The 25,228-nt window shown below is 44.4% G+C and carries 22 protein-coding genes and 2 tRNA genes; 4 read left to right on the forward strand and 20 right to left on the reverse strand.

Annotated features, from left to right (window positions below):
- Window positions 1-7: 7 nt before the first annotated feature.
- Window positions 8-598, forward strand: a complete 591-nt coding sequence (locus tag EQM06_RS11450; protein WP_128746497.1) for a TetR/AcrR family transcriptional regulator — start codon at window positions 8-10, stop codon at window positions 596-598.
- A 63-nt stretch (window positions 599-661) separates the two neighbouring features.
- Here the strand turns inward: EQM06_RS11450 and EQM06_RS11455 are convergent, their stop codons facing one another.
- The 8 genes from EQM06_RS11455 to EQM06_RS11490 all read right to left on the reverse strand — a co-directional run bounded on the left by EQM06_RS11455 (window position 662) and on the right by EQM06_RS11490 (window position 5,226).
- Window positions 662-1,228: a flavodoxin family protein gene (locus EQM06_RS11455; protein ID WP_128746498.1), complete on the reverse strand. Its 567-nt coding sequence runs from the start codon at window positions 1,226-1,228 to the stop codon at window positions 662-664.
- Between the two features lie 121 nt (window positions 1,229-1,349).
- Window positions 1,350-2,180 carry a sialate O-acetylesterase gene (locus tag EQM06_RS11460; protein ID WP_128746499.1) on the reverse strand — a complete coding sequence of 277 codons (831 nt, stop codon included), beginning with the start codon at window positions 2,178-2,180 and terminating at the stop codon, window positions 1,350-1,352.
- Window positions 2,181-2,220: 40 nt separating this feature from the next.
- A complete protein-coding gene (locus tag EQM06_RS11465; RefSeq protein ID WP_128746500.1) occupies window positions 2,221-2,751 on the reverse strand; it encodes a GNAT family N-acetyltransferase in 531 nt (176 codons plus the stop codon).
- 79 nt (window positions 2,752-2,830) lie between these two features.
- A complete protein-coding gene (locus tag EQM06_RS12930; protein WP_164914443.1) occupies window positions 2,831-2,992 on the reverse strand; it encodes a hypothetical protein in 162 nt (53 codons plus the stop codon).
- A 417-nt stretch (window positions 2,993-3,409) separates the two neighbouring features.
- Window positions 3,410-3,486: transfer RNA gene (locus EQM06_RS11475), tRNA-Pro, on the reverse strand.
- Window positions 3,487-3,491: 5 nt separating this feature from the next.
- A tRNA-Thr gene (locus tag EQM06_RS11480) sits at window positions 3,492-3,567 on the reverse strand.
- 86 nt (window positions 3,568-3,653) lie between these two features.
- Window positions 3,654-4,544, reverse strand: coding sequence for an NAD(+) diphosphatase (gene nudC / locus EQM06_RS11485; RefSeq protein WP_128746501.1), 891 nt, complete (start codon window positions 4,542-4,544; stop codon window positions 3,654-3,656).
- Between the two features lie 19 nt (window positions 4,545-4,563).
- Window positions 4,564-5,226 (reverse strand): cyclic nucleotide-binding domain-containing protein, encoded by a 663-nt coding sequence (locus EQM06_RS11490; RefSeq protein WP_164914444.1) that lies wholly within the window; start codon window positions 5,224-5,226, stop codon window positions 4,564-4,566.
- Window positions 5,227-5,355: 129 nt separating this feature from the next.
- Between EQM06_RS11490 and EQM06_RS11495 the strand changes: the two genes are divergently transcribed.
- Both EQM06_RS11495 and EQM06_RS11500 read left to right on the forward strand, forming a co-directional pair.
- Window positions 5,356-5,784 (forward strand): DMT family transporter, encoded by a 429-nt coding sequence (locus EQM06_RS11495; protein ID WP_128746503.1) that lies wholly within the window; start codon window positions 5,356-5,358, stop codon window positions 5,782-5,784.
- Window positions 5,785-5,828: 44 nt separating this feature from the next.
- Entirely contained in the window at window positions 5,829-6,275 is a 447-nt protein-coding gene (locus tag EQM06_RS11500; RefSeq protein WP_128746504.1) for a DMT family transporter, read from the forward strand.
- 1 nt (window position 6,276) lies between these two features.
- Here the strand turns inward: EQM06_RS11500 and EQM06_RS11505 are convergent, their stop codons facing one another.
- From EQM06_RS11505 to EQM06_RS11540, 8 genes are all read right to left on the reverse strand, one after another.
- A complete protein-coding gene (locus EQM06_RS11505; RefSeq protein ID WP_128746505.1) occupies window positions 6,277-9,627 on the reverse strand; it encodes a PD-(D/E)XK nuclease family protein in 3,351 nt (1,116 codons plus the stop codon).
- A 139-nt stretch (window positions 9,628-9,766) separates the two neighbouring features.
- On the reverse strand, window positions 9,767-11,287 hold the full coding sequence (locus EQM06_RS11510; protein WP_128746506.1) for a nitronate monooxygenase: 1,521 nt from the start codon (window positions 11,285-11,287) through the stop codon (window positions 9,767-9,769).
- A gap of 17 nt (window positions 11,288-11,304) precedes the next feature.
- Window positions 11,305-11,730, reverse strand: a complete 426-nt coding sequence (gene fabZ / locus EQM06_RS11515; protein ID WP_330548330.1) for a 3-hydroxyacyl-ACP dehydratase FabZ — start codon at window positions 11,728-11,730, stop codon at window positions 11,305-11,307.
- Window positions 11,731-11,759: 29 nt separating this feature from the next.
- On the reverse strand, window positions 11,760-13,001 hold the full coding sequence (fabF, locus tag EQM06_RS11520; RefSeq protein WP_128746861.1) for a beta-ketoacyl-ACP synthase II: 1,242 nt from the start codon (window positions 12,999-13,001) through the stop codon (window positions 11,760-11,762).
- Window positions 13,002-13,032: 31 nt separating this feature from the next.
- Window positions 13,033-13,773 carry a 3-oxoacyl-[acyl-carrier-protein] reductase gene (fabG, locus tag EQM06_RS11525; RefSeq protein ID WP_128746507.1) on the reverse strand — a complete coding sequence of 247 codons (741 nt, stop codon included), beginning with the start codon at window positions 13,771-13,773 and terminating at the stop codon, window positions 13,033-13,035.
- 38 nt (window positions 13,774-13,811) lie between these two features.
- On the reverse strand, window positions 13,812-14,807 hold the full coding sequence (locus EQM06_RS11530) for an ACP S-malonyltransferase (protein WP_128746508.1): 996 nt from the start codon (window positions 14,805-14,807) through the stop codon (window positions 13,812-13,814).
- Between the two features lie 15 nt (window positions 14,808-14,822).
- A complete protein-coding gene (gene fabK / locus EQM06_RS11535) occupies window positions 14,823-15,767 on the reverse strand; it encodes an enoyl-[acyl-carrier-protein] reductase FabK (protein WP_330548332.1) in 945 nt (314 codons plus the stop codon).
- A 24-nt stretch (window positions 15,768-15,791) separates the two neighbouring features.
- Window positions 15,792-16,796, reverse strand: coding sequence for a 3-oxoacyl-ACP synthase III family protein (locus EQM06_RS11540; protein ID WP_128746510.1), 1,005 nt, complete (start codon window positions 16,794-16,796; stop codon window positions 15,792-15,794).
- Between the two features lie 202 nt (window positions 16,797-16,998).
- Between EQM06_RS11540 and EQM06_RS11545 the strand changes: the two genes are divergently transcribed.
- On the forward strand, window positions 16,999-18,204 hold the full coding sequence (locus EQM06_RS11545) for a glycosyltransferase (protein ID WP_128746511.1): 1,206 nt from the start codon (window positions 16,999-17,001) through the stop codon (window positions 18,202-18,204).
- Window positions 18,205-18,291: 87 nt separating this feature from the next.
- Here the strand turns inward: EQM06_RS11545 and EQM06_RS11550 are convergent, their stop codons facing one another.
- From EQM06_RS11550 to secA, 4 genes are all read right to left on the reverse strand, one after another.
- Entirely contained in the window at window positions 18,292-18,942 is a 651-nt protein-coding gene (locus EQM06_RS11550) for an HAD-IA family hydrolase (RefSeq protein WP_128746512.1), read from the reverse strand.
- Window positions 18,943-18,984: 42 nt separating this feature from the next.
- Window positions 18,985-21,246, reverse strand: a complete 2,262-nt coding sequence (locus tag EQM06_RS11555) for a Tex family protein (RefSeq protein WP_128746513.1) — start codon at window positions 21,244-21,246, stop codon at window positions 18,985-18,987.
- A gap of 31 nt (window positions 21,247-21,277) precedes the next feature.
- Window positions 21,278-22,400 (reverse strand): peptide chain release factor 2 gene (gene prfB, locus EQM06_RS11560; protein ID WP_128746514.1). Its coding sequence is split into 2 segments (ribosomal slippage): window positions 21,278-22,324 and window positions 22,326-22,400, totalling 1,122 coding nucleotides; the frame shifts between segments, so codons are not numbered across the junction.
- 68 nt (window positions 22,401-22,468) lie between these two features.
- Window positions 22,469-25,225: a preprotein translocase subunit SecA gene (gene secA, locus EQM06_RS11565; protein ID WP_128746515.1), complete on the reverse strand. Its 2,757-nt coding sequence runs from the start codon at window positions 25,223-25,225 to the stop codon at window positions 22,469-22,471.
- Window positions 25,226-25,228 lie beyond the last annotated feature (3 nt).

Below are 25,228 nucleotides of genomic sequence, written 5' to 3' on the forward strand. Positions count from 1 at the left end.
TGCAGAGATGGAAAACAAACAAGATCTGCGTATCGTTAAGACCAGAAGCAACATTAAACGTTCATTCATTCAACTGCTGCTGGAAAAGGATTTGAATAATATTACCGTACAAGATATTCTGGATAAGGCTTTAATCAACCGAAAGACCTTTTATAATCACTATCAGGACAAATATGATCTGACGGAACAGCTGATCCACGAGTTCTTCGAGGAGTGCTCGTCCTTTTTTGAATTGCGCACCGGACATTTTGACAGCATGAATAGTTTCTTAAGACAGGTCGATACCATGTACGGCGAAATGTATGCACAAAGGGACTTCATCTTAGCACTATGGAATATTCATACGGAGGGCATTGATTTTTATGGCGGCTTAAAAAGTCTGTTACAGCAGAAATACGAGGATTTCCTCCGAAGCAGCGATACCAGAAATCTGGATATAGGCTTCCAGTCAAACCTCTTTTCGACTTTCATGCTGAGCGTGCTCAAATATATGCTGGATTCCAATAGGATTTATACAGCGCATGACATCTGGAATGAATTTGAAATATTTTACCGCACCGTGGTCAAGGTCTCCATTGATTCGGAAGAAAATACATGATATTTAAAATCCTCCTGTATTTATTTCTGTGGGTCCTTTTCACACGATCTTTTGTTTTCAAAGTCAATATTGCATATCAAAGCCATCTTCCAGCCGAGCCGCATAAGTCTCTCCGGCTTTTTCTAATGTGGGAAGCATATAGCCTTTATTATAGCGAATTACAGTCAGCCTGTCATAAGCCCTCATATTCATATGCTTCAACGTTTCCTCCAGGTTGTGAAGGCATTCTACGGCTCCCAATCCAGTGCCTCCGGCACAAGCTATAAGCAGACATCTTTTATCTTTCAGAAACCCATTGCGGGCGGTTTCACATCTGCGCAGACGATCCAGAAAGGCTTTCATGCACTCAGTAATGTCATGCCAATAAACAGCAGATACAAAAACTATGCCATCTGCCTGGACCAGCTTTTCATAAACAGCCGCAAAATCATCCTTTATAATACACTGACCTTTTGTCCGACAAATTCCCCAACCATTTCCACAGGCTCTACAATGCTCCATTTTCATTTGATTTAAGTGAATTTCTTCCGCTTCATACCCTGCACTGAGAATTCCCGTTATCACCCTGTCTTTTGCTGCGGCTGTAAGTCCGTCTTTATTCGGGGATGACCATACTACTGTAATTGCCATGTTTGCATTCCTCCTTATAAGCTCCGACCAAGTTCATAAGCTTAGTTCGGTTAATCGTCTTTTTCAGATTAGTCCTATAGTAGTAACCATAAGCTTGAATCTTTTTTCAACTGTTTTTGTTTTACGAAAAAGCCTTCATCAATTCCTCATAGGAAATCTTTCCCCGAGTAAAATTTTCTAAGGCTATATATGTTTTTTCCGCTGGCGTATTCTCTCTATTATGACATTTATCTACTAACTCTTTTTCATTTGTTAATGGTTCATGTACATGCTCTTTTTTATGATATGCCTCGTAATACCTTATACCAAATATTCTCTGTGATATCGCATTGATGTGAATACCATCCGGGTTAGAAGTAAGTCCTTTAGCCGTAACGTAATAACAATTTTCCGTATCCCGCGCATATTTTTGAAGTTCCTCGTTAATGAGCTGATATTCCACACACCCTGCACCAAATGCCGCCTTGCCCAAATAATCGCCCAAACCACCTATAATAAACGGAATATCCGGTGCGGATAATTCTTTTCTTATTTGAAAAAAGATTCTTTGTATTTTTTGATAATACTCTTTATATTTTCCGTCTTGGCTGTCATTTTCCCCTTGATGCCACAGTACTCCTCCCAACTTGCTGTCTTCCATTGCAAATTGGGCCTCATTTATTGCGTGACGAAACAATGCTCCATCTATCGCCCATTCATCGATGGAACTGCCGCCCTCTGCCCCCGGAATGAGACCAATTTTTTCTCCCTCATTATCCTCGCACCAGGCTTCTGCAAAGGATGCCGCAGGTCCTACACCTGCAACCGGTCTATCAAAATGAATGGGTTCATTCATCATTTGCCATCTGCCGTTTCGTAACATCATAATTCTTTCATTATAAATGGGAGGGACTTCATTTGTAAATCCGCGGCCTGCCATGTTTGATTGCCCAATTAGTAAAAATGATTTCATTGTTTCTCCTGTCTACTGCCCAATATTAATATCCATGCACCTATACATCCAGTTTCTTTTCAATACATACCAGATCTACTCCGGATATGCCGTTAAAAGTGCAAGGAGTAATGCCGATTTCTTTGTACCCGCACTTCTTATACAATGCCCTTGCACGGGCATTTACAGCGTTGGTATCTATCCTTAGATACGGGCAATTATTCTCTTTGGCGTAATTCTCATAGAACTCTACCATCTTTTTTCCGCATCCGCACTTTTTTACAGAAGGCTCCACTACAAGGGTATGCATTACCATCACCCGATCATCAGCCGCAGGGTATTCCCACCGGCAGTTTTTATATTCGGGAACCTGATCCCTATTCAGACGCATTGCGGCCACAACCTCTCCGTCCGCCTCCATAACGAACAGTTCCTTTTGTTCCAATGCTGCAACAGCCGTATCCCTGGTTGGGTATATTCCTCTCTTCCAGCCAATGGTGCAGCTACCTTTCTCTTCTTCCCCTATAATGTGTTCAAAAATCAGTGATATCGCATCTATATCTTCTGATGTTGCTTTTCTTATTGTATTCATACCTGTGTACACTCCATTCAAAACGGTTATAGCTTACTGCCAACCGCCGTCTCAGTGGCATCAGCAGCCTTTTTTATATTTATTGATCTGAATCATCCCCATGATCTGCGCAGCCGGCGATCACGGTTCCTAACCCAATGATGCCAATTGCCCATGAGAAATAGTATAGGTGTCCCTCTACAGAAAGTTCCAGCAAAATTCCAAACAATAGGATTGCAATGCCCAGTCCGATTTTCTTCATGCAGCTCCTCCTTCCATTTACTGTTTCAGTCTGCCTCTATTATATCAGGCTTTTACGCATGTTTCCACTATACACATAGCTAAGCCCCGAAAGTCATACGGCATTCCGGGGCTTATATTGGATCGGTTATTTATTCGACCCAGCTTATTTTATTAGGAAGCCGCGGTTGGCGAGGCGGCAGTTCTTCATCGGCATAACCGAGTGAAAGTGCGAAAATGGGCAGATATCCATCAGGAATACATAACTCTCCACGAAGTTTTTTTGCACTTGGAGAAAGCAGGTTTAAATCCCATCAGAGTGAAGCTATTACCCTAATAAATCCACGAAAAAAGAGCTTCCACTTTCCACAGTGAAAACTCCGAAAAGGCTTGGATTTACTGACTTTGAGTCCAATAAATCTTTTTTTCCTTTTGTTTTTGGTCGGGACGACAGGATTCGAACCTGCGGCCTATTACTCCCGAAGCAATCGCGCTACCAAGCTGCGCCACGTCCCGAAAAATGGAGCTACTGACAAGAATCGAACTTGCGACCTGCACGTTACGAATGTGCTGCTCTACCGACTGAGCTACAGTAGCATCTATAAAATTCACACGAACCTTATATATTCTACTATATTTTTTCTGATAGTGCAAGAGGTCTGTCCCGTTTAACTAAAAAATTTTCATTTAAATACATCGTTTCCGTCTGCAAAATACCGAATCATTTCTGCGGTCAATGCAATCTCCTCCTGGTTCACAGGGATCTGTTCACGGGAGAACCACGTCCCCTCTGCCAGCTCTCCGTCTGCCAGGGTCACTGTATTATCTCCGTCCAGCCGCGCAAAAAATCCGGCTAGAAGGGAATCTGAAAAAGACCAGGGCTGGCTTTTATAGTAGGTGATGTCTTTTACTTTAAGGCCTACCTCTTCCATGACTTCCCGCTTCACGGTGTCCTCCAGAGCTTCCCCGACTTCGCTGAATCCGGCAATCAAGGCATATCTTTTATATGGTCTGTCAGCATATCGGGTCAACAGCAGCTTATCCCCATCGACGATGCCCACTATAATGGCCGGAGAAATTTTGGGATACTCTGTAATATGGCAGTTCTCACAGATCAAGCTCCGTTCTGTCTTGCTGTAGATGAGAGGTTTTCCGCATCTGCCGCAATATCTGTGGTTTAAAAACCATCGGTTTATCTGCACCGCTGTAATACCTGCAAATCCCAGCCACTTTTCCTTTAATGCCCTAAATGCATTTTGCGAGATCCACGCCAAGACCTTACCCTCTCGGATTACCTTTTTCCTACAATCCATTTCCTTTTCTTTCGGTATGTTTACCGAAAAATATTTATTGTCATCTATAGAAAATAAATAGGTACTCCTTTTTTTCACCTCCCGAACTTCCTCCAAAGCATTCAGTTCATTAAAAGTAAGGAATTCTGCGGCTCTTTCCTGACCATCAGGCTGTTTCATCAACACAAACTCTTCACAAAAAAGCAAAGCATAGTCTGTATTCTTCGGCTTCATATCTTTAAAAGTGATGTCAAATTTACGTGGTTCTATATCCTGTATCATCTCAATGCCTTTCTCTCCATTACATCATGTAAAAATCCTGCGCTCGTATCTGCAATTCAATTCCGTCTTTTATAATGTACCCCCGGGCAGCTTTTTCTAAAACGCCGTCTTTCCGGAGGCTGTCAAAGGTCCGCAGTAAATGCCTGTAGCTTGTTCCCAGCAGCTCCGCTACCTCGGTAAGATTTTCATTAAAAAGTCCATCCTCGCTGGTCATCAGCACATAAGAACACAATCTGGTCTCCAGGGGCAACAGGATATTAATGGCTCCGTTTCTGGCGCACCGGTCAAGCTTTCTAGCTAAATGTGCACCCACAAAGTTCATGAATGTAATATTTTTTCTGAGGCGTTCTCCTCCATGCTTCATGGAAATACCCATGCAAGTCACTTCGGTCAATGCCTGCACATTCGTCGTGCAAATGCCGTCTGTCATCAGTTCGATGTCTCCCAGTATCCCTGACTTAGCATAAAATGCTAAAAGCAAAGATTTCCCATTGGTTATATTGACAAAAGCTTTTGCCTTACCGCTTATCATAAATAACAGATATTCCATGGGGAAACCTTCTCTGCAAAGGTACTGGCCTTTTTCAAACTTCAATACCTTTACATCTCCTTCTTCGAAATCCGATAACCCATACTTCTGCAATTCTGTTTTCATGGTAACCGTTAAACTTCCATTTGACATATGTCCTGCTCCTTTCCGCCCGGCCCCACTTGTGTCAGGCACCATATATTTTTCTTTAATTATGACATATGTCATATGTTGCGTCAAGTTCTTTTGTTATTCTTATCTGCGAATGGAGGAGATCTTTCAATGTATTATTTTCTGTCTGTCTTTGCAGGAGCTGTCATTGCGGTGATGATTGCCGTAAACGGTGTACTGACATCCCATTACAGCGTATACCTTGCCACCGTTATTATCCACATAGTCGGTCTGGCACTTATCACGTTCATATTAATCCGGCATAAGGAGAATCCGGCTCCTTGGAAAAATAAAAAGCTTCCTCTTTTTTTATACTCAGGTGGCCTTGTGGGCGTTGCCACAACCGTTTTCAATAATGTGGCCTTTGGTAAAATCAGTATGTCTGCCATTCTGGCAATCGTTCTGCTGGGTCAAAGCGTTACGTCCATTATCATCGACCACTTCGGCTGGCTCGATATGCCATACCAGCCCTTCAACAAGAAAAAATTGATCGGACTTTCTTTTATTATTTTAGGAATTGTTCTGATTATGGTCGTATAAACCTGCCTATTAATATTATCTAAACCTTCAGGAGGTAAAATCATATGTTCACTGCCATTATTGTTTCTTTTATGGCCGGCGTGACTGTTGTAATATCCAGAACGACAAATGCTCGTCTGGCTGCCGAGACCAGCCTGTTTAAAAGCACCTTTTACAATTATGCTTTGGGACTGGCCTGCTCCGTCCTCGTGCTTCTTTCCATGCACCTTTTCGTTGTTCCTCAGTTTCCGGAAGCTCCGCTCCCGTTTCAATGGAGCCGGCTCTGGATCTATCTGGGCGGAGCTATGGGGGTCTGCACGGTCAGTATTTCCAATGCCGTCGTTACAAGGATTTCTTCTTTTTATGTAACGCTGCTCATGTTCATCGGACAGATTTTTGCCGGCATTGTTTTGGATATAATCATCAGCCGTACTTTTTCCTTAGGGAATCTGCTTGGGGGCATCTGTGTCACCGTCGGTTTGATTCTGAACCTCTGGTTCGACAAAGAATAACCTATTTGATATTCCTGTAAGCACAGCCTTCAAACGCTAAGTCAAATTTGCATACACTTCGGTACATACAGTAATTGCAGGCTGTTTCATTTCCCGACCGTCCCGGTGCTATATCCACCTTTCCTTGAGCCAGCTGCCCGCAAAGCTCCGTAATCTTGCTATCCACCGCTGCCCGAAGCTCTTCAAATTCTTCGGGGGTAAGCAGTTTATCTTTTCCGGTTCCAAGAATTTCCCCTTCTTTATTCTTACGGACAGGCACGATGTCTGAACTTCCGACAAAGTCTCCCGCTATACTCTCCACCACCTCCGGTTCGTTCACCAAAATCCCGTCCAGCTTAAAGGATTTCCTGAATTCGGTTCTTATTCTTTCCTCCAGTTTCCCGCTTTCCAGATCTCCGGCGTCAAAAACAGGTTCATCCAGCTTAAAATAGAAAACGCCTGCCGGTTTATTCTCTGTGCCCTTTTCAGGCGTATTTTTATTCAAGGCCGCTTTCAGATACAACATTAGCTGCAGCCGCCAGCCGCCCTTTGCCTCTTCCGTATCGAACCGTTCACTTCCGGATTTATAGTCTATTATTTTTACATAGTCCCCCGGAAGCAGATCTACTCTGTCTATCTTTCCCTCCACAAAAACCTTTCCTTGCGCGGTTTCTACACAAATAGGCGGAAATTGTTTGTCGGGAGCCTTTCCAAACTCTGCTTCAAAAAATACTTCCTGAATACTGCCCCGCTGAACATGTTCCACCAGTATTAATGCGGCATCGGTACAGACCCGCCTCATTCTTTCGGCTTTATAGCTCTCCTCATTTCCTCCGTACAACAAACCTTCTTTATATTCCGCACCTTCGTGTTCCATAAACTGACGGACAAATTCCTCGCATTCTGCGGGGGTAATGCTCATCCAACGGGAGCTTTTATCGGTGATGGCAATCCCCTTCTCCGTTAAATATTCCGACAATCTCATCAGACATAAATGATAAACGTCCCCCATCTCACGCCCGGCAATTTCAAAAACTCGTTTTTCTTCCGGTCTTAAGCCATAGTTAATAAAGTGGGCAAAGGGACATCTTCCAAACCTTTCTAATCTTGAAGGACTGATGGACAGGCTCTTGCCTTCTTCTCTTTTATAAAGCTCCTCCGCCAAAGAAACGCTCATACTTTCTTCTTTAATTTTAAAGAAAAGCCCCTCCTGAATCTGTTTCAAAGATATTTGTTCATTCAGCCTGTACCAGTTCAAGGCGGCTTTAAAACAGTCCTGCAAAGATTCCCCTTCCAGACTTTTACGGAGAGCTTCCGTCAGGTGCCGCATACCGCTGTTCCTTGCTTCCATCAAATAAAGCGGATTATTCTCACTGATGATGTCCTTTCTGATCGGAACCTTTGGAAAAAGGTCCGCTATTTTATTAAAAATTCCAGAAGGCTTCAGCTCTTTTCCTTCGTTATCCGATACGGCATAGCTCATGAACAAATATTGTTCCGGTTTAGACAAGGTTCTGTATATGGCAAGCTTTTCTTCCATAACTCTAAATTCGTCCAGCTTGCACATTTCTATTTTATTTTTGAAAAGAACTGTTTTCTCATCGTCGTTTAAAATTCCGTCTCCGCTTACAGTCTGAGGCAGAACGCCATCATTGGCACCTAACACCACCAGTGCTTTTATTTGTCCTGTTCTGGTACGCTGCATGGTTCCCACAATGATTTCATCTATGGTCGCCGGCAGCATACCCATTTCCACAGACTCAAAGCCGGCTCTTAAAACAGCATCCAGCTCTTCCGTATCCAACTTCTCCCCGCCCATAACGGTAACCAGCTGATCATAGATATCCACTGCCGTTTTCCAAATTTGAGCCATTTCAAAAGCCATTTCGTAGTATCCCTTTTGATTTTGTTCTTCCATGATTTTTTCGATCTGGTCCGGCACCTTCAGATAATCTTTCAGGTAATAATACAGTACCGCTGTTTTCTCCCCTGCGGTGCCTGCTTTCTTAAAAGGTTCTGTAAAAGCCAGAATGCTCTGCATTACAAAATCTCGGATCCGATTGATTTCTTCCAGCTCTTCCTCTTCATATTCCTTTGCACCGCGTGTAAAATCCTTTTTCCACATGCCGCCTCGAATTTTAAACCGATAAACATAATTTTCAAGCTGTTCTGTCTCATCCTGGGAAAGCCCTACCAGTCCTGTCTTTATAAATCCGATTACGGTCTCTGCGTCCATTCTTCCTCTGGCAAGCTGCATCAAATAAATATTGAGACCGATAACCGGATTGTGCAGAATACTTCTTTTTTTGTCCATGAACGGATGCAGTCCGTATTCGCTAAAAACGCGCTGTATAATAGAACCGCGTACCTCCAGGTCGTTACAGATAACCGCAATGTCCTTATAACGAAGTCCTTCCTCTCTCAGCAGTCTGGTTATATACGCTGCGGCAGTCTCAGCTTCTGCATACGGATTGGCTGCCTTCACCAAGGTTACTGCGGGAGCATCACTCTGCCATTTTTTAATCGGTAAGGAAAACAGTTCCGATTCTACAGCTGAAAGTTCAGGAGACCTCTCCTTTCGGATATATTTTTTCTCCGTGATGGGCACCGTCGTATAAGGTTTTGATAACCCCTCTGAAAGTCTCTCCAGTTTTTTTATGATATAGCCTGTCAGTGAAAAAATTTCGCCGTCCCGACTGCCTTCACTGTAGGTTATCACCACATTGACATTTCGGGCGTTCTCTATAAGCTCTCGGATAAGATCCAGGTTCTTGGGAGTAAAATAATCAAAGCCGTACACCCAGATCTCACATTCCTTTATCATCTGGGAATACTGCACCCTGTTCATGCAATGCCCCAAATAATCTTCCGTATCGATGTATTTCTCTGATATGACCAATTCATACTTTTCATAAATCGCCTGCACATCCTGCAATTTTTTATACAGCAAGGAATCTTCCGTAAGGCTGTTCAAAATATCAGGAAGGGCTTCCGGAGGGGTATTATACTGTTTCATTTCCGAAATCAGGTTATTCACTAACTCTATAAAGGAAGACTTAGACTCTAAACCTCTAAAGACCTGCAAATCATTTTTTTCCTCCGCAATTATTTTTGACAGAAGCATATGTCTCCCGTATCTGTCCAATCGGGATATTTTTTCCCCGCCTACTTCCCGCAGAACGCGCAGCCCAAGCCTGGAAGGGCTTATGATCTCCACCTCCATCAGACCTCGGACCCCTAAATACCTGAAAGCGTTCCGTTCTGCCTGCAAGGTGAACTGATCGGGTACCAGCAGCAGGGTTCGCCCCGATATTCGATCAAAGATGAATTGATCTTTATCGATGTTTTCTCTTCCGTAAAAAATGTTCAGCATATGTTCTCCGCCGTTTCCTTTTCTCTCTTATTCCAATGGTTTTTATACGTTAAGTATATCAAAGGCTCTGTATTTTTGCCACAAAAAAAGTCCGGGCAGGAAGCCTTTGATCTCCCGCTTGGACTTTTCCCTTTTCATATTATTTTCCGGTCAATTCTTCAAACACATCACGAACCTTTACAATTTTATCCACCAGGTACGCATTGCTTCCGCAGAATATCAGTCCGTTCTCCGCATCTCCGTTTGCTGCCGAAATTAAGGCTTCTGTTATACAGTACGGTGCGACTTTTGGATTGCAGGCCGTCATGCAGCCGTTGCAGCGCACAATAGGCAGTTTTTCTTCCCGCTCTGCCACTTCTGCCACAAACTTATTTCTTATGGCTCTGCCCGGCATTCCTACGGGGCTTTTGATAATGGTAATATCGCTTTTCTGACAATTCACATAGGCCTGCTTAAAGCTATCTGGGGCATCACATTCCTCCGTAGCCACGAACTTGGTGCCTACTTGAACACCGTCCGCTCCATAAGATAAAGCCATCTGGACATCTTCTTTTGTAAAAATGCCTCCTCCTACAATCAGCTTGCATTCAGGAATGCTGGCTATTTCAGCCTTGATCTCCATAAGCGTTTTATAAAAGTTTTCATCTGCTATTTCTAATTGTTCTTCTTTATAGCCTAAATGGCCTCCCGCTTTAGGGCCTTCAAACACGAAGGCATCCGGCATCCGGTTGTGCTTTTTAGCCCAGTTGCGTATGATCAGCCCGGCTGCTCTCGCGGAGGAAACGATGGGTACAAGTTTTATGTCCTTGTCCTTTATAATGCCCGGAAGTGCTGTAGGAAGACCCGCTCCGGAAATAATGATTTTAGCTCCGGCTTCCACCGCGGCTTTCGTTATTTCTTCATAATTTCTTGCCACACACATCATGTTGACGCCGATGGGACCCGCGCCCGGTACGTCTTTTACTGCGTTGACGGCCAGCTCCACTTGTCTTTTTATAGCTCTCACATTGGCAGACAGCGGATCCGAGTAAAAATCTTCTTCCGTATATCCTGTTTGTGCACCGGATATCACACCGACACCCCCGCATTTTGCTACCGCAGCTGCCAGCTTCCACATAGAAACGCCTATACCCATGCCTCCCTGAAATATCGGTACGGGTATTTTTAATCCATTTAAATCCATTGGTTTCAGTTCCATAGGTCCCTCGCTTCTAACAGGCTTTATAAGCCTCATTCTGAAAAAATCTCTTAGTCCTTCTAATGATTTTAGAAGGACATCTATCTCCGCATCCGTCATATTTAACGTAATCTCTTCAATCATATTGCTGTGAAAAGCTTGATGCTCTTCAACCACAGCAATTCCTGCCTCAGTAAGCCCGATTTTGACGATTCTTCTGTCTTCAGGAATTCTGCATCTTTCCACATATCCCTTCTTTACCAGCTTATTAATCGCTACGGTCAGTGTGCTGACACTGATTTTCAAGGAACCTGCCACTTGGGTCATCGTCTTTAATTTTCCGGCTCCAACAGCCTCCAGGGTGTGAATCTCTGTAATAGAAAGGTCAATATTGCCTGACTGTTTTATAGATTGCTCTTCAACCTTTAAGACACTGTTCATAAGGCTGACCAGTATTTCGTTTAGCTTCGTATTTCTTTCCACCTTCTGCTCCTTGTCTTTTAGCCTATAGCAAAAGTTATTTCACATTTACAGGCCACTTTATCTCCCAAATAAGCCGTTGCTTCTCCTTTCCCGGAGCTGCTGCGAAGGCGATCCAGTTCTACATGCAGGCGAAGGGTATCTCCGGGCACAACCTTTTGTCGGAATCTTGCTTCCTTTATACCGCCGAAATAAGCAATTTTGCCCCGGTGCTCCGGCATGGATAAAATAGCCACTGCTCCTGCCTGTGCCAGTGCTTCTATGATCAACACGCCCGGCATCACTTTCTCCTGCGGAAAATGCCCGGCAAAATAATACTCTTTTTCACTTACATGCTTGATCGCCGTAATGCTTTTGCCTTCTTCCATTTCTTCAACCTCATCAATTAAAAGAAACGGATCTCTATGCGGAATGACTTCCATAATCTGCTCTCTGTTCATTAACATATTATTTGTTCCTTTCCGGTTCTAACTGATTATTTTACAAACCTCTTCAATAAAATAGTACCGTTATGCCCGCCGAATCCTAAGGAATTTGACATAACAACATGTAATTCTTTGCCTCTTCCCACATTTGGAACATAGTCGAGATCCAGCTCTTCATCGGGAACCTTGTAATTAATAGTCGGGGGAACAAAGTTATCTTCCAGAGCCTTGATGCAGATCACTGCCTCAATGGCTCCTGCCGCCCCCAGAAGGTGTCCTGTCATGCTCTTGGTGGAGCTTACGGGAACCTTTGTATCCTTACCGAAAATGGTCTTGACCGCTTTGGTTTCAAATGCGTCATTAATCGGGGTTCCGGTTCCATGAGCGTTAATATAATCCACCTGTTCCGGTTTCATGTCCGCCTCATCAAGAGCCATCTTCATAGATGCGGCAGCTCCTTCTCCTGACGGAGACGGAGAAGTCACATGGTATGCGTCACAGGTCGTACCGTATCCTGCCACTTCACCATATATTTTAGCCCCTCTCTTTAAAGCATGCTCCATTTCCTCCAGAACCAGAAACCCGGATCCTTCGCCCATGACGAAACCGTCCCGTTCCTTGTCGAACGGTGTGGAGCATCTATCCTTATCCTTTCGGGTGGACAAAGCTGTCATATTTGCGAACCCGGCAAAGCAGACCGGCGAAAAGGCAGCTTCCGCACCGCCGGCAAGCATCACATCTGCATAGCCGTGTTTAATATATCGAAAAGCCTCGCCGATACTGTGAGTGCCCGCCGAACATGCCGTCACCACGCCCAGACTGGTGGCCTTCGCCTGAAAGGCAATTGAGATATTGCCTGCTAAAATATTGGGGATGACCATGGGAACAAGCAGAGCAGACACTCTGGAATATCCTTTTTCTTCTCCCTTAATGGTTGCCTTTTTACACTCCTCTTCCAGAGTCATGACCCCTCCGATACCGGTACCGGCTACCACGCCGAACCGATAGGGATCCACATTTTCTCCGCTGACGATTCCGCTGTCCTTCACCGCTTCCCTGGCAGCAGTCAGTCCAAACTGAGAGGAGCGATCCAGCCGTTTTGCCGCTCTCTTATCTTCATATTCAAAATCTTTTACTTCTCCGCCCATGACAGCTTTCTGATAGGTCGTATCCATAATCGTGATCTGATCGATACCATTTTTCCCGGCCTTAATGCCTTCCCAAAAATCAGCCGTATTATTGCCTACTGGCGTTATTGCTCCTAATCCGGTTATTACAACTCTTTTCATAATTTCCTCCATTATTTCATTTCACGACCTTACGTTAAATACTCATGCCGCCGTCCACACATATGGTCTGCGCCGTTATATAACCAGACAGATCGCTGGCCAGAAATAAGGCTACATTGGCCACATCCTCCGGCAGTCCCATTTTCCCAAGGCTGATCACTTCGCTCATCTTTTTCTTCTGTTCATCATTCAGCACACCTGTCATATCGGTTTCAATAAATCCCGGTGCAATCGCATTGACCCTGACATTTCTTCTTCCAAGCTCCTTGGCTGCTGACATGGTCATACCGATAACACCGGCCTTTGACGCGGCGTAGTTGACCTGTCCGGGATTTCCCTTCACTCCTACAACGGACGCAAGATTTATAATACTTCCCGCTCTCTGCCGAATCATAACGCTGCTGATTTCTTTGAGAAAATAAAAAGAACCTTTTAAATTGGTATCTACCACGGAGTCAAAATCATCATTTTTCATCTGAATCATCAATTTGTCTCTCGTTATACCTGCGTTGTTCACTAAAATATCAATTTTTCCGAAGTCTGCTTTTGCCTTTGCAGCAGCTTCTGCCGCAAATGCCGGATCGGCTACGTCTCCTTTCAGGATTTCTACTTTTGTACCATAATGAGCCAGCTCATCCTGTGTTTTCTCCGCTGCCGCATCGTTGCTCTTATAGCACAGAAGGACATCTGCCCCATTCTTGCAAAAGATTTCTGCAATGGCTCTGCCGATACCTCTGACTCCACCGGTAATCACCGCACTTTTACCTTTTAACATATCTACCTCCAAATACAGATCTTAAAAATCTGCTGCTCTTATCTATTTTCTATTAATGTTTTTACCGTATTTTGTAAGCTCTCCATGTCCTGTATATTTAAGGTCAATATATCCGAATTTATTTTTTTGGCAATACCGCAGAGCGTAGTTCCCGGTCCGATTTCAATCAGGCACTCTACTCCTTCTGCCGCCATATTTTCAATAATTTCCTGCCAGTAGACCGGGCTCATCGCTTGCCTTCCCATCAATTCGGCGATAAAATTTCCGACTCCGGCCTCATCCAGCCCTTCTGCACCCTTCATCATATCTTCTGCGGTCACATCGGAATATACACGCTTATTCGGTGCTTTTAATCCGCTTTTCAGAAGCAGGTCCTGAAGCTTTGCTGCTGCCGGTTTCATCATCTCGCTGTGAAATGCAGTTCCCACGCTGAGAGGAATTGCCTTTATTTTTCTTGCCTTAGCTTCGGCCTTAAAGCGTTCCAACGATTCTTTATCTCCGGCTACCACGGTCTGTACCGGTGAATTAAAGTTAACGCCCTGCAGAATGCCGTCCGCTTTCACATCGGCCACACAGTCTAAAATGGCCTGTCTGTCTCCAAAAGCAGCAATCATGCTGCCCCTCTGCACACCGTCCTTATCCAGGCCGGCCTCATTCATCCAAGTTCCCCTTTTAGTCACGATATCCATCCCTTTTCGGATATCATCAATGGTTCCCGCCGCAGTCAATGCGGCATATTCTCCCAGACTAAAGCCTGCCAATCCGACGATTTCAAGGGAATCAATCAAGGAAGCATCTCGCTTTCCGATTTCCTCAAATAAGGCCTCATAGGCTGCCATAGTGACGGTATAGACGCAAGGCTGAGTAATATGGGTCTGTCTGAGCATTTCCTTCGTGCCCTCAAAGCACCATTCCTTAATCTGATCACCGGCCAGATCCATGATCTCCTTAGCCTTCTCGGAGTGGTCGTAAAGTTCTTTTCCCATTCCCGTATACTGAGCTCCCTGCCCGGCAAATATCAAACCAATCTTCATACTTCTGATAACCTCCTAAAACAAAGATGCTCTATCTGCATAAACCTTCACGGCCTCTTCAAACATCTCTTTTATTATTTCTGCCGCCGGTTGTTCTTTATTTACCATACCGGCAATCTGTCCCGACATAACGGAGCCATGTTCAATATCTCCGTCGAATACCGCCGCACTTAAAGCGCCGATGCCTACCTTGTCAATAGCGGCCTGTGCTTCATTTCCCGTACTGTTTTTCTCTATGGCAAGAATTTCTCTGGCCAGTTTATTTTTAATGACCCGTACCGGATGCCCTGTTATTCTTCCTGTTGCGCAGGTGTCCGTATCTCTTGCCTTAATAATGGCATCCTTATAGTTCTGTGACACGATACATTCTTTTGCTACTACAAAGCGGGTGCCCACCTGAACGCCCTTAGCACCGAGCATATAGGCTGCCGCAATGCCTCTGCCGTCCGCAATGCCCCCTGCCGCAATTACCGGTATGCTCACGGCATCCGCCACCTGCGGGGTAAGAGCCATCGTTGCGATCTCCCCAATATGTCCGCCAGCTTCCGTCCCTTCTGCGATCACCGCATCGGCACCTGCCCGCTCCACCCGGACGGCCAGTGCTACGGAAGCGACCACTGGAATCACTTTGATGCCGGCTTCTTTAAGATTCTTCATATATTTACCGGGATTTCCCGCTCCTGTGGTTACCACAGGCACCTTTTCTTCACAAACAACCTGTATCAGTTCGTCTATATTGGGCATAAGAAGCATGAGGTTCACCCCAAAAGCTTTATCCGTCAGTTCTCTCACCTTTTTTATTTCGTTTCTCAGCCAGTTTGCATCACATCCGCCGCTGGCAATAATACCAAGACCTCCGCCATTACTTACTGCCGCTGCCAGCGAGCTTTCGGCGATTCTGGCCATAGCCCCCTGTATGATTGGATATTCTGTTCCTAAGATCTGACATATGTCATTCATAAATATTCCTCCTGAATTTTATATCTACAGTTCAAAGATAACCGCACCTGCGCTTAAGCCTCCGCCAAAGCCCATCAACATGATCTTATCCCCTTTTTTCAATTTTTCCGTATCCATTATATCATATAATGCCATTGGCACACTGGCCGCAGACACATTTCCCGTCTCACCCAAACTGATCTGAAACTTTTCTATAGGCTGCTTGAACCGTTTCGCCGCTGCGGAAATAATCCTCAAATTGGCCTGGTGAGGCACAAAATAAGTGATGTCATCCGCTGTCAAGCCCGCAAGCTCTAAGGATTTTTCCATAACCTCCCCGATGGCGTGCACCGCAAATTTAAACACCTGGCTTCCCTGCATGGACAGGTGTTGTTTTTCTGGATTATCCCGGTCCTCATCTGTAAATGGTGTTTTCAAATATTCCATTCCGCAGCTCAGAGAATCCGTAACGTCATCATAATTTTTTACGAAAGAAGCCAGAATTCCCTTTTCACAAGGATTGTTTTCCAGCAACGCCGCCCCGGCTCCATCCCCAAAGAGAATGCAGGTGCTTCTATCTGTCCAGTCCACAATCCGGCTCAGCCGCTCCACGCCTATAATCAACGCTTTATCAATGGAATTTGTCGTTGTGCCTCTGTTGCTGCCTGCCATACCGTTCTTTATCAGAGCTTCCGCAATCCATATTCCATAAATGAACCCGCTGCAGGCCGTATTGATGTCAAAGGCAACGGCATTGTTAAGACCCAATTCCTTTTTGACCAAAGCGCCCATGGAGGGAACCAATTTATCCGGGGTGACCGTGGCTACGATAACAAGACCTATTTCATCGTAATTCTCTTGAGCCAGTGCCAGCTTCGCCGCAGAAACTGCCAGATCCAATGCGGATTCCTTTGTGGCAACTCTTCTTTCTTCAATACCGGTTCTTGCAACAATCCATTCGTTATCCGTATTTACAAACTTATTTAAGGCTTCGTTTTTAACTATTAACCCTGGTAATGCTTTCCCCGCCTTTTTTATTATTATTCCCAATGCGGCCTCCTTTTTTCAAATTATTTAAAATTTATTTTGATAATCAAATTATTTTATTATATTATATTTAGATTCGGTTCAAAAGTCAAGCAAACGAATCGCAGGTATCAAGAAATCTTAAGAAAACTTAATAAAGATTTGATAGACTTTCATGTAAATCTGTGCAACAATATAGCTTGGGAGTTTAGGAGGGATTAAAATCATGAAAATATTAATAACGACTGACTGGTATAAACCTGTTATCAATGGAGTTGTTACTTCTGTCATCAATTTAAAATCTGAGCTGGAAAAAGCAGGTCACGAAGTACGCGTATTGACATTATCACCAGACGGGCGTCAGCACTTTAAAGATGATACATACTATCTCAAATCATTCAAAGTAAAAATATATCCGCAAGCGAGAGGGACTTATAATTTTCACAGCAAATACTTGCCGGAGATTCTGGAGTGGCATCCCGATATCGTACATTCGCAGTGCGAGTGGATTTCATTCTACTTTGCCAAATATATTGCTCTTAAATTAAATATTCCCATTGTTCATACATATCATACGATTTATGAAGACTATACGCACTACATACTGCGCAGCAAACGTCTCAGCAAAAGTATCGTACTCTTTGGTTCGAACCATGCGCTCAATGCCACGGATTATGTCATAACACCTACCAATAAGGCTCGGAGCTTACTGCTCTCTTACGGCATCGAAAATCCAATCATTACCATACCTACCGGTATAGATCTAAATAAATATAAGTCTCGCATTTCTGAAGACCGCCGTCGTGAACTTCTTTCTTCTTACGGCATCACTCTGGATAAAACCGTTATTGTAAGCATCGGAAGGCTTGCTCTTGAAAAGAATGTAGATGAGCTTCTCGGCAACATGCGGGCCTTAGCGAAGTCTCATCCGGAAATCGTTCTTCTGATCGTGGGCGGCGGACCCTATGCGGAGGTTTTAAAGGAACTGGTCCTGGACATGGGGCTGAAAGGCCACGTCTTTTTTACAGGTATGGTCTCTCCGGATCTGATTCCTGAATACTTTCAGTTGGGTAAATTGTTTGTATGCGCTTCGCAAAGTGAAGCACAGGGGCTTACCTATATTGAGTCACTGGCCAGCGGCATTCCGCTTTTATGCAAATACGACAAATGCTTGGAGAATGTCCTGATTGAAGGCCGGAACGGGTTCTTTTTTGACAGTCCGCAAAGCTTTATCGAAAAGCTTCTCAGTCTATTGGCCGATTCCGAAAAGTATGAGCGTTTGTGTAAAAACGCAGAAGCCTCCGCAGGAAGCTATTCAAAAGAGGTATTTGGAAGCCGGGTAGAAAAGGTCTATGAAGCAGCAATAAACACCTTTACAGGGCATCTTCCTCTTCCGATCCGGCTTATTCCGGTTCTCAAAAGACACGCTTAATAACAATACAGGCAGCAGATCGTGATGTTCACCTCTGCTGCCTTTTGTTTTCAAAAATACCTTTTTCTCAGCCTTTTTAAGCTTCCTTTAGAATTCTAAAATTCTTAAAATATCCTTCGCGTTTCCAATAGTATAATTGGGTTTAAATATCCCTTCTTTTTGCTTATCATATATGGCCACTGCCCAGTCCACAAGCACAGAGGTAACCCCTGCATTATTGGCGCACCCAATATCAAATTTGCTGTCTCCGATCATCAGGGCCTCTTCCGGCTTAGAATCCAGCTTTTCCAGAGCAATCAGCGCCGGTTCCGGATCTGGTTTATGTTTCGTGCAGTCCTCCATAGTCACAATCACATTAAAAAGTTTATCCAATTCATACTTTTCAAGCCCTTCCATAGTGGTGGGCTTTAGTCTGGAAGTCACCACTGCGGTCTTATATTCCTGCCTGTTCAGCTCTTTAATCAATTCGATCATACCCGGAAAAGGCGATATGGCATCGGCAAACTTCCCTGTCTGATAGTTTCTGTAAATCTCAACGGCTTCCTCCACAGGAAATTCCGGAAAGAAATCGTTCATGCTCTTGGCTAAGGTTTCTCCAAAGGTTCTATGTATGACCTCCGGATCCCCCTCTTCACCCCGGATCGTCTTGAAGGTATGCTGCCATGAACCCAATATCAGTTCATTGGTATTCATAATCGTTCCGTCAAAGTCAAATAATATGGTATTAATCCTGTTCATCCTGCGTTCTTATTCTCCCTAATATTCGTATCCTTATCCTGTTTATAGCTTCATGGTCAATGCAATTTTTTGCCGTTCATAATCGACACTTAAAATTTTGACCTTTACCGTGTCTCCCACAGAAACCACATCCATGGGGTGCTTAATGAATTTATTGCTTATTTCAGAAATATGGACCAGCCCGTCATTTTTCACTCCGATATCTACAAAGGCACCAAAGTCTACCACGTTACGAACAGTACCCATCATTTCCATGCCTACTTTTAAGTCCTCAAAGCTCCTTACGTCATTTCGGAACACGACGGCAGGCGCATCCTCTCTCGGGTCTCTGGCCGGCTTTTTGATTTCCTCTATGATATCTTTCAACGTCATGGCGCCAATGCCCACTTCTTCAGCAAGCTTTTCAATGCTCTTGCCAAGTCCTCTCTTCGGATCCTCTTTCTTCGGTTCCTTTAACACAGCCAATGCCGCGAGGCCTTTTGTCCCCGGCTCCACTTTTACAGTTTTTTTCACCGTCGGATAAGTCTCGCAGATTTTCTCTTCGATATCCTTCACTCCGCCCTGCCTGATCTGTTCCTTATCGATGGTAAGCTTTTGAAGTACAATATCAGCGGCCCCATAAGACTCCGGATGAACGGAGGTGGCATCCAGCGGGTTTGTCCCATCTGCTATTCTCATAAAGCCCGCACATTGTTTATAGGTTTTTTCACCCAGCTTAGATACCTTTAAAAGTTCTTTTCGGTTTGTGAATTTGCCGGCTTCCTCCCTGTAAGCAACAATATTTTTGGCGATACCCATATTGATCCCCGCAATGTAAGAAAGAAGGGAAGGGGAAGCGGTATTTAAATCCACACCTACTCGGTTTACGCAGTCCTCCACTACATTGGTCAGCGCCCCATCTAAAAGATTCTGGTCAATATCGTGCTGATATTGGCCTACACCAATACTTTTAGGGGAGATTTTAACCAGCTCTGCCAGCGGATCCTGCAATCTTCTTCCCAGAGACATGGCCCCTCTCGTGGTCACATCCAGATCCGGATATTCTTCTGTTGCCAGCTTTGAAGCGGAGTAAACCGAAGCTCCCGCTTCATTTACAATCGTATAGCTTATGTCATACTCGTTTTTCTTAAGAAAGTCTGCCACGACTTCTTCCGTCTCTCGGGAAGCTGTGCCGTTTCCGATTACGATCGTATTAATTTTAAATTTTTCTACCAGTTTCTTCAAGACCGCTTCTGTACCGGCAATGTCTTTTTTAGGCTCCGTAGGATAGACGGTGGTATATGCTAAAAGCTTTCCGGTCTCGTTTAAGACAGCCACCTTACATCCGGTCCTGTAGCCCGGGTCTATGCTGATAATTCTTGCTCCGTTCATCGGCGGAACCATCAGCAGCTTTTCAGTATTTTTTGCAAAGACCTTGACCGCATCCAGCTCGGCTCGTTCCGTGAGAAGATTTCTCATTTCCCGCTCTATGGAAGGTGCCATTAACCGCTTGTACGCGTCTGCAATAGTATCTTTTAAAGGCTCCATAAATATAGATTTTTCGTTGGTAATGACTGCTTCCTCCAGCATCATCTGAAGTTCTTCTACCGGTACGCTTACCTTGACTTTCAGTTTCTTTTCCTTTTCTCCTCTGTTTATCGCAAGAACTCTGTGATTGGGAATCTTAAGGATTCCCTCCTGATGCCCATAATACATGTCATACACTGTTTTTTCTTCCGGGTCGGCTGCCTCTGTGACAATCAAGCCGGATTTTTGCGTCTTTTCACGAACCATAGCCGTAAGCTCCGGATGATCCGCAATCATTTCAGCAATAATATCCATAGCGCCCTGAATAGCCTGTTCCGTATTCTCTACGCCCTTCTCCGCATTTATATACGGAGCAGCCAGTTCGTCCATATTTCCTGATTCAATCTCCTGAGCATAAAAAAGAAGGGCTAAAGGCTCCAAGCCCTTTTCCTTTGCCTTTGAAGCTCTGGTAGATTTTTTCTGCTTGTACGGCTTATACAGATCTTCTACTCTCTGCAACACTTCTGCCTTTTCAATTTCAGCCTGCAGCTCCTCTGTCAGCTTGCCCTGTTCGTCAATAAGCCGGATCACTTCTTCTTTTCTGTTCTCCAGGTTTCGCAGGTAAGTAAGCCTTTCATCCATATCCCGCAGGGTCACATCGGAAAGCCCCCCTGTTACTTCCTTTCTGTAGCGGGCAATAAACGGAATCGTATTGCCGTCATCTATAAGCTGTACGGTATTTTCAACCTGTGCGATTCTTACGGAAAATTCCTGTGCCAGTTTTTCAATAATGTTCATGTTATTACCCTTGTCCCCTTATCTTTTATTTTCAATCCTTGAGCTTTAATTTTTCATTGATAAAATAGTCAATTTCTCCATCCATGACTGCCTGAACATTCCCCACTTCAGCTCCGGTCCTATGATCCTTGACCATCGTGTACGGCTGAAAGACATAGGATCGAATCTGGCTTCCCCATGTATTCTGTGAAAAATCTCCTTTTAGTTCCCGCAGGTTGTCCTTATGCTCCTGCTCCGCCAGTTCCGTCAATTTGGCTTTTAAAATTTTCATGGCCATTTCTTTGTTCTGGTGTTGGCTTCTTTCATTCTGGCAGGTCACGACGATATTCGTCGGCAGATGTGTGATACGAATAGCCGAATCTGTTTTGTTGACGTGCTGTCCGCCCGCGCCGCTGGATCGGTACGTATCAATTCGCAGATCCTCCGGATCGAGATCGACCTTGATATCCTCGTCCAGCTCAGGCATGACTTCCAGCAAGGCAAAGGAAGTCTGCCTTTTACCCTGTGCATTGAACGGAGAGATACGAACCAAGCGGTGGACCCCCCGTTCATTCTTTAAATACCCATAAGCATTTTCACCCTCCACGATTACCGTCGCACTTTTGATGCCTGCTTCCGTATCATCCTGCAAGTCTATCACCCTGGTCTTATATCCTTTTTTCTCCGACCACCGGGTATACATTCGAAGAAGCATTTCTGCCCAGTCCATAGCGTCTACACCGCCTGTGCCTGCATGGATAGTAAAAATCGCATTATTATGGTCGAACTCACCGGTCAGCAGAGTTTTCAGCCGGATTTCTTCGGCTTTCACCTTATAACCTTCATAGGCTTCTTTTATTTCTTCTGCTAAACCGGCATTTTCCTCAGCTGTGGAATCGGCTTCGCTCTCTTCCGCCATTTCAATGAGAACTTCTATATCTTCTAAATCCTGTTCCAAATTTTTATAGCTGTTTATTTTGTTTTCTAAAGACTTTTTCTCTTTCAGCAGTTTTTGTGCCGTCTCCCGGTTTTCCCAAAACCCGTCTATTTGAGTCTTGATGTCTAATTCCTCTAATCTATTCTCTAACCCTGCCAGGTCAAAGAGACTCACCTACCTCTGTCAAATTTGCCTTTGCAGCAGGTAGCTCATATTTTATCTGATCTAATTCAACCATATAAAATTCCTTTCTTTATATATCTCGATATTCAAGTCAACTATGCAGCCGATACCGCAAAGCCGCACTTATTTATTCATACAGCAGTTCTTATATTTTTTCCCGCTGCCGCACGGGCAGGGATCATTTCTTCCGATCTTTTCTTCCGTTCTTCTGATTGGCTCGTGTCTCTGTTCTCTTTCAGGAACTTCCGTCTGATCCGGCATGGAAGTTGAAATGCCGCTTGCCATTCCGCCCTCTCGATACTCCTCTTTTCTGCCTTCACCGGCCTCCATGATTTTTCTTCTCTCCGAATTGGTCTGAATGGTAACATTATAGCAGAACTTGACCGTATCCTCTTTAATGGCCTGAATCATCAGTTCAAACATATCAAAGCCTTCATTTGCATAAGCCGCCGCAGGATCCTGCTGTCCCAGAGCACGAAGGTTGATTCCGCTTCGGAGCTGATCCATATCGTCAATGTGATCCATCCATTTGTTGTCCACTACTCGGATCAGAATCATTCTCTCCAGCTCACGCATTCTGTCTGCACCGATTTCTTCTTCCTTAGCAGCGTACAGCTTTTCAAATTCAGCATAAATATCCTCTTTTAACTGATCTGCTATAAGGTCGTGAGCTTCCTCGTCGGTGTACGGTAAATGCTCATCAAATTTGTCACAAAGCTTCTTTAAACTCTTTCCGAGGGAAACCAGATCCCATTCTTCCGAATATCTGGAAGCCACCGTAATCGGATCCACCATTTCGTCGATTAATTCCTGGGTCATATTTCGGATATAATCTCTCAGATTTTCCCCAAACAATACCCTTCGTCTTTCTTCGTAAATAATCTGACGCTGTTTATTCATAACATTATCGTATTGCAATACATACTTTCTGATGTAGAAGTTCTTGCCCTCCACCTTTTTCTGAGCCGCTTCAATACGTTTTGTAAGCATTCCGGCTTCAATTGCCTCGTCCTCTTCCACGCCCAGTTTTCCAACCAAGCTCTGAATCTTCTCTCCGCCGAACAGCCTCAGCAGTTCATCCTCCAAGGATAAGAAGAACTGTGTACAACCCGGGTCACCCTGACGTCCCGCACGTCCTCGAAGCTGATTATCGATTCTTCGGGATTCGTGACGTTCCGTACCGATGATGCAAAGACCGCCTAATTCTCTGACCTGCTGCTGTTCTTCTTCTCTCTCAGCCTTGTATTTTTCATTAAGCTCCTTAAATACGCTTCTGGCATGCAGCAGCTCCGGTTCATTGGTAGACACAAAGGACGTTGCAAAGGAAATGGCTTCATCACTGAATCCCTGTTTCTTCATCTCCCGTTTTGCTTCAAATTCCGGATTTCCTCCAAGCAGGATGTCGGTACCTCTTCCGGCCATATTGGTCGCAATGGTTACCGCATCCTTACGGCCTGCCTCTGCAATGATCTCCGCTTCTTTTTCATGCTGCTTCGCATTTAACACATTGTGCTTTATACCGCGTTTTCTCAGCATGTCACTGATCAATTCCGAACGTTCAATGGAGATCGTACCCACCAGAACCGGCTGTCCCGTCGTGTGAACCTCTGCAATTCTTTCGGCAATTGCTTTAAATTTTCCTTTTTCAGTGGCATAAATCGAATCCTGAAGATCTGTTCTGGCAATTTCACGGTTGGTCGGTATCACTACAACGTCCATGTTATAGATTTCTCTGAATTCATCTTCTTCCGTCTTAGCCGTACCTGTCATACCGGCCAGCTTCTTATACATTCTGAAATAATTCTGCAGCGTTATAGTGGCAAGGGTCTTTGATTCTGAACGTACCAAAACGCCTTCTTTTGCTTCAATGGCCTGATGAAGTCCGTCGCTGTATCTACGTCCGAACATCAATCTTCCTGTAAATTCATCAACAATGACAATTTCGCCATCCTTTACGATATAGTCCACATCGCGCTTCATTAAATTTCTTGCCTTCAAGGCCTGCAGCACGTGATGGTTAATCTCCATATTTTCAGGATCTGAGAAGTTCTCAATGCCAAATTCCCGCTCACACTTTGCCACACCTTCTTCGGTAAGAGAAATCGTCTTGTCCTTTTCCTCAATGGTAAAGTCTTCTTCGTTCCGTAATTTTATGACAAACCTATCTGCAACACCATATAAATCTGTAGATTTGGCTCCCTGTCCTGAAATGATTAGCGGAGTTCTCGCTTCATCGATCAGGATGGAGTCCACCTCATCCACAATGGCATAATTCAATTCTTCTCGCTGGGACATCTCTTCACGATAGGTGACCATGTTATCCCTCAGATAGTCGAAACCGAACTCATTGTTCGTACCATACGTAATGTCCGCCGCATAAGCCGCTTTTCTGTCTTCGCCGGTCACATCGTGTACCACGCAGCCCACCGTCAGTCCAAGGAAGGTATATAATTTACCCATCCATTCCATATCACGCTTTGCCAAGTAATCATTTACCGTAACAACGTGAACGCCTTCGCCGCTGAGGGCATTTAAGTAGGCTGCTAATGTAGCCACTAAAGTCTTACCTTCACCGGTTTTCATTTCAGCAATTCTTCCCTGATGCAAAGCGACACCACCGATCAGCTGAACTCTGAAATGTTTCATTCCCAAGCTTCGGACAGCGCCTTCCCGGCATACCGCAAACGCTTCCGGTAGCAAATCATCCAGGGATTCGCCGTTTTTTACCCGCTCCTTAAACTCAAATGTCTTCGCTTTCAGTTGTTCATCTGTGAGACTCTGCATCTCAGAATCCAGCACTTCCACCTTGTCTACTATTTTTTCAATTTTTCTGACCTCTTTTACATTCAAATCTCCAAAGATTTTTTCCATTAATCCCATATC

The organism is Aminipila luticellarii, assembly GCF_004103735.1.
GTDB classification, from domain to species: Bacteria; Bacillota; Clostridia; order Peptostreptococcales; family Anaerovoracaceae; genus Aminipila; species Aminipila luticellarii.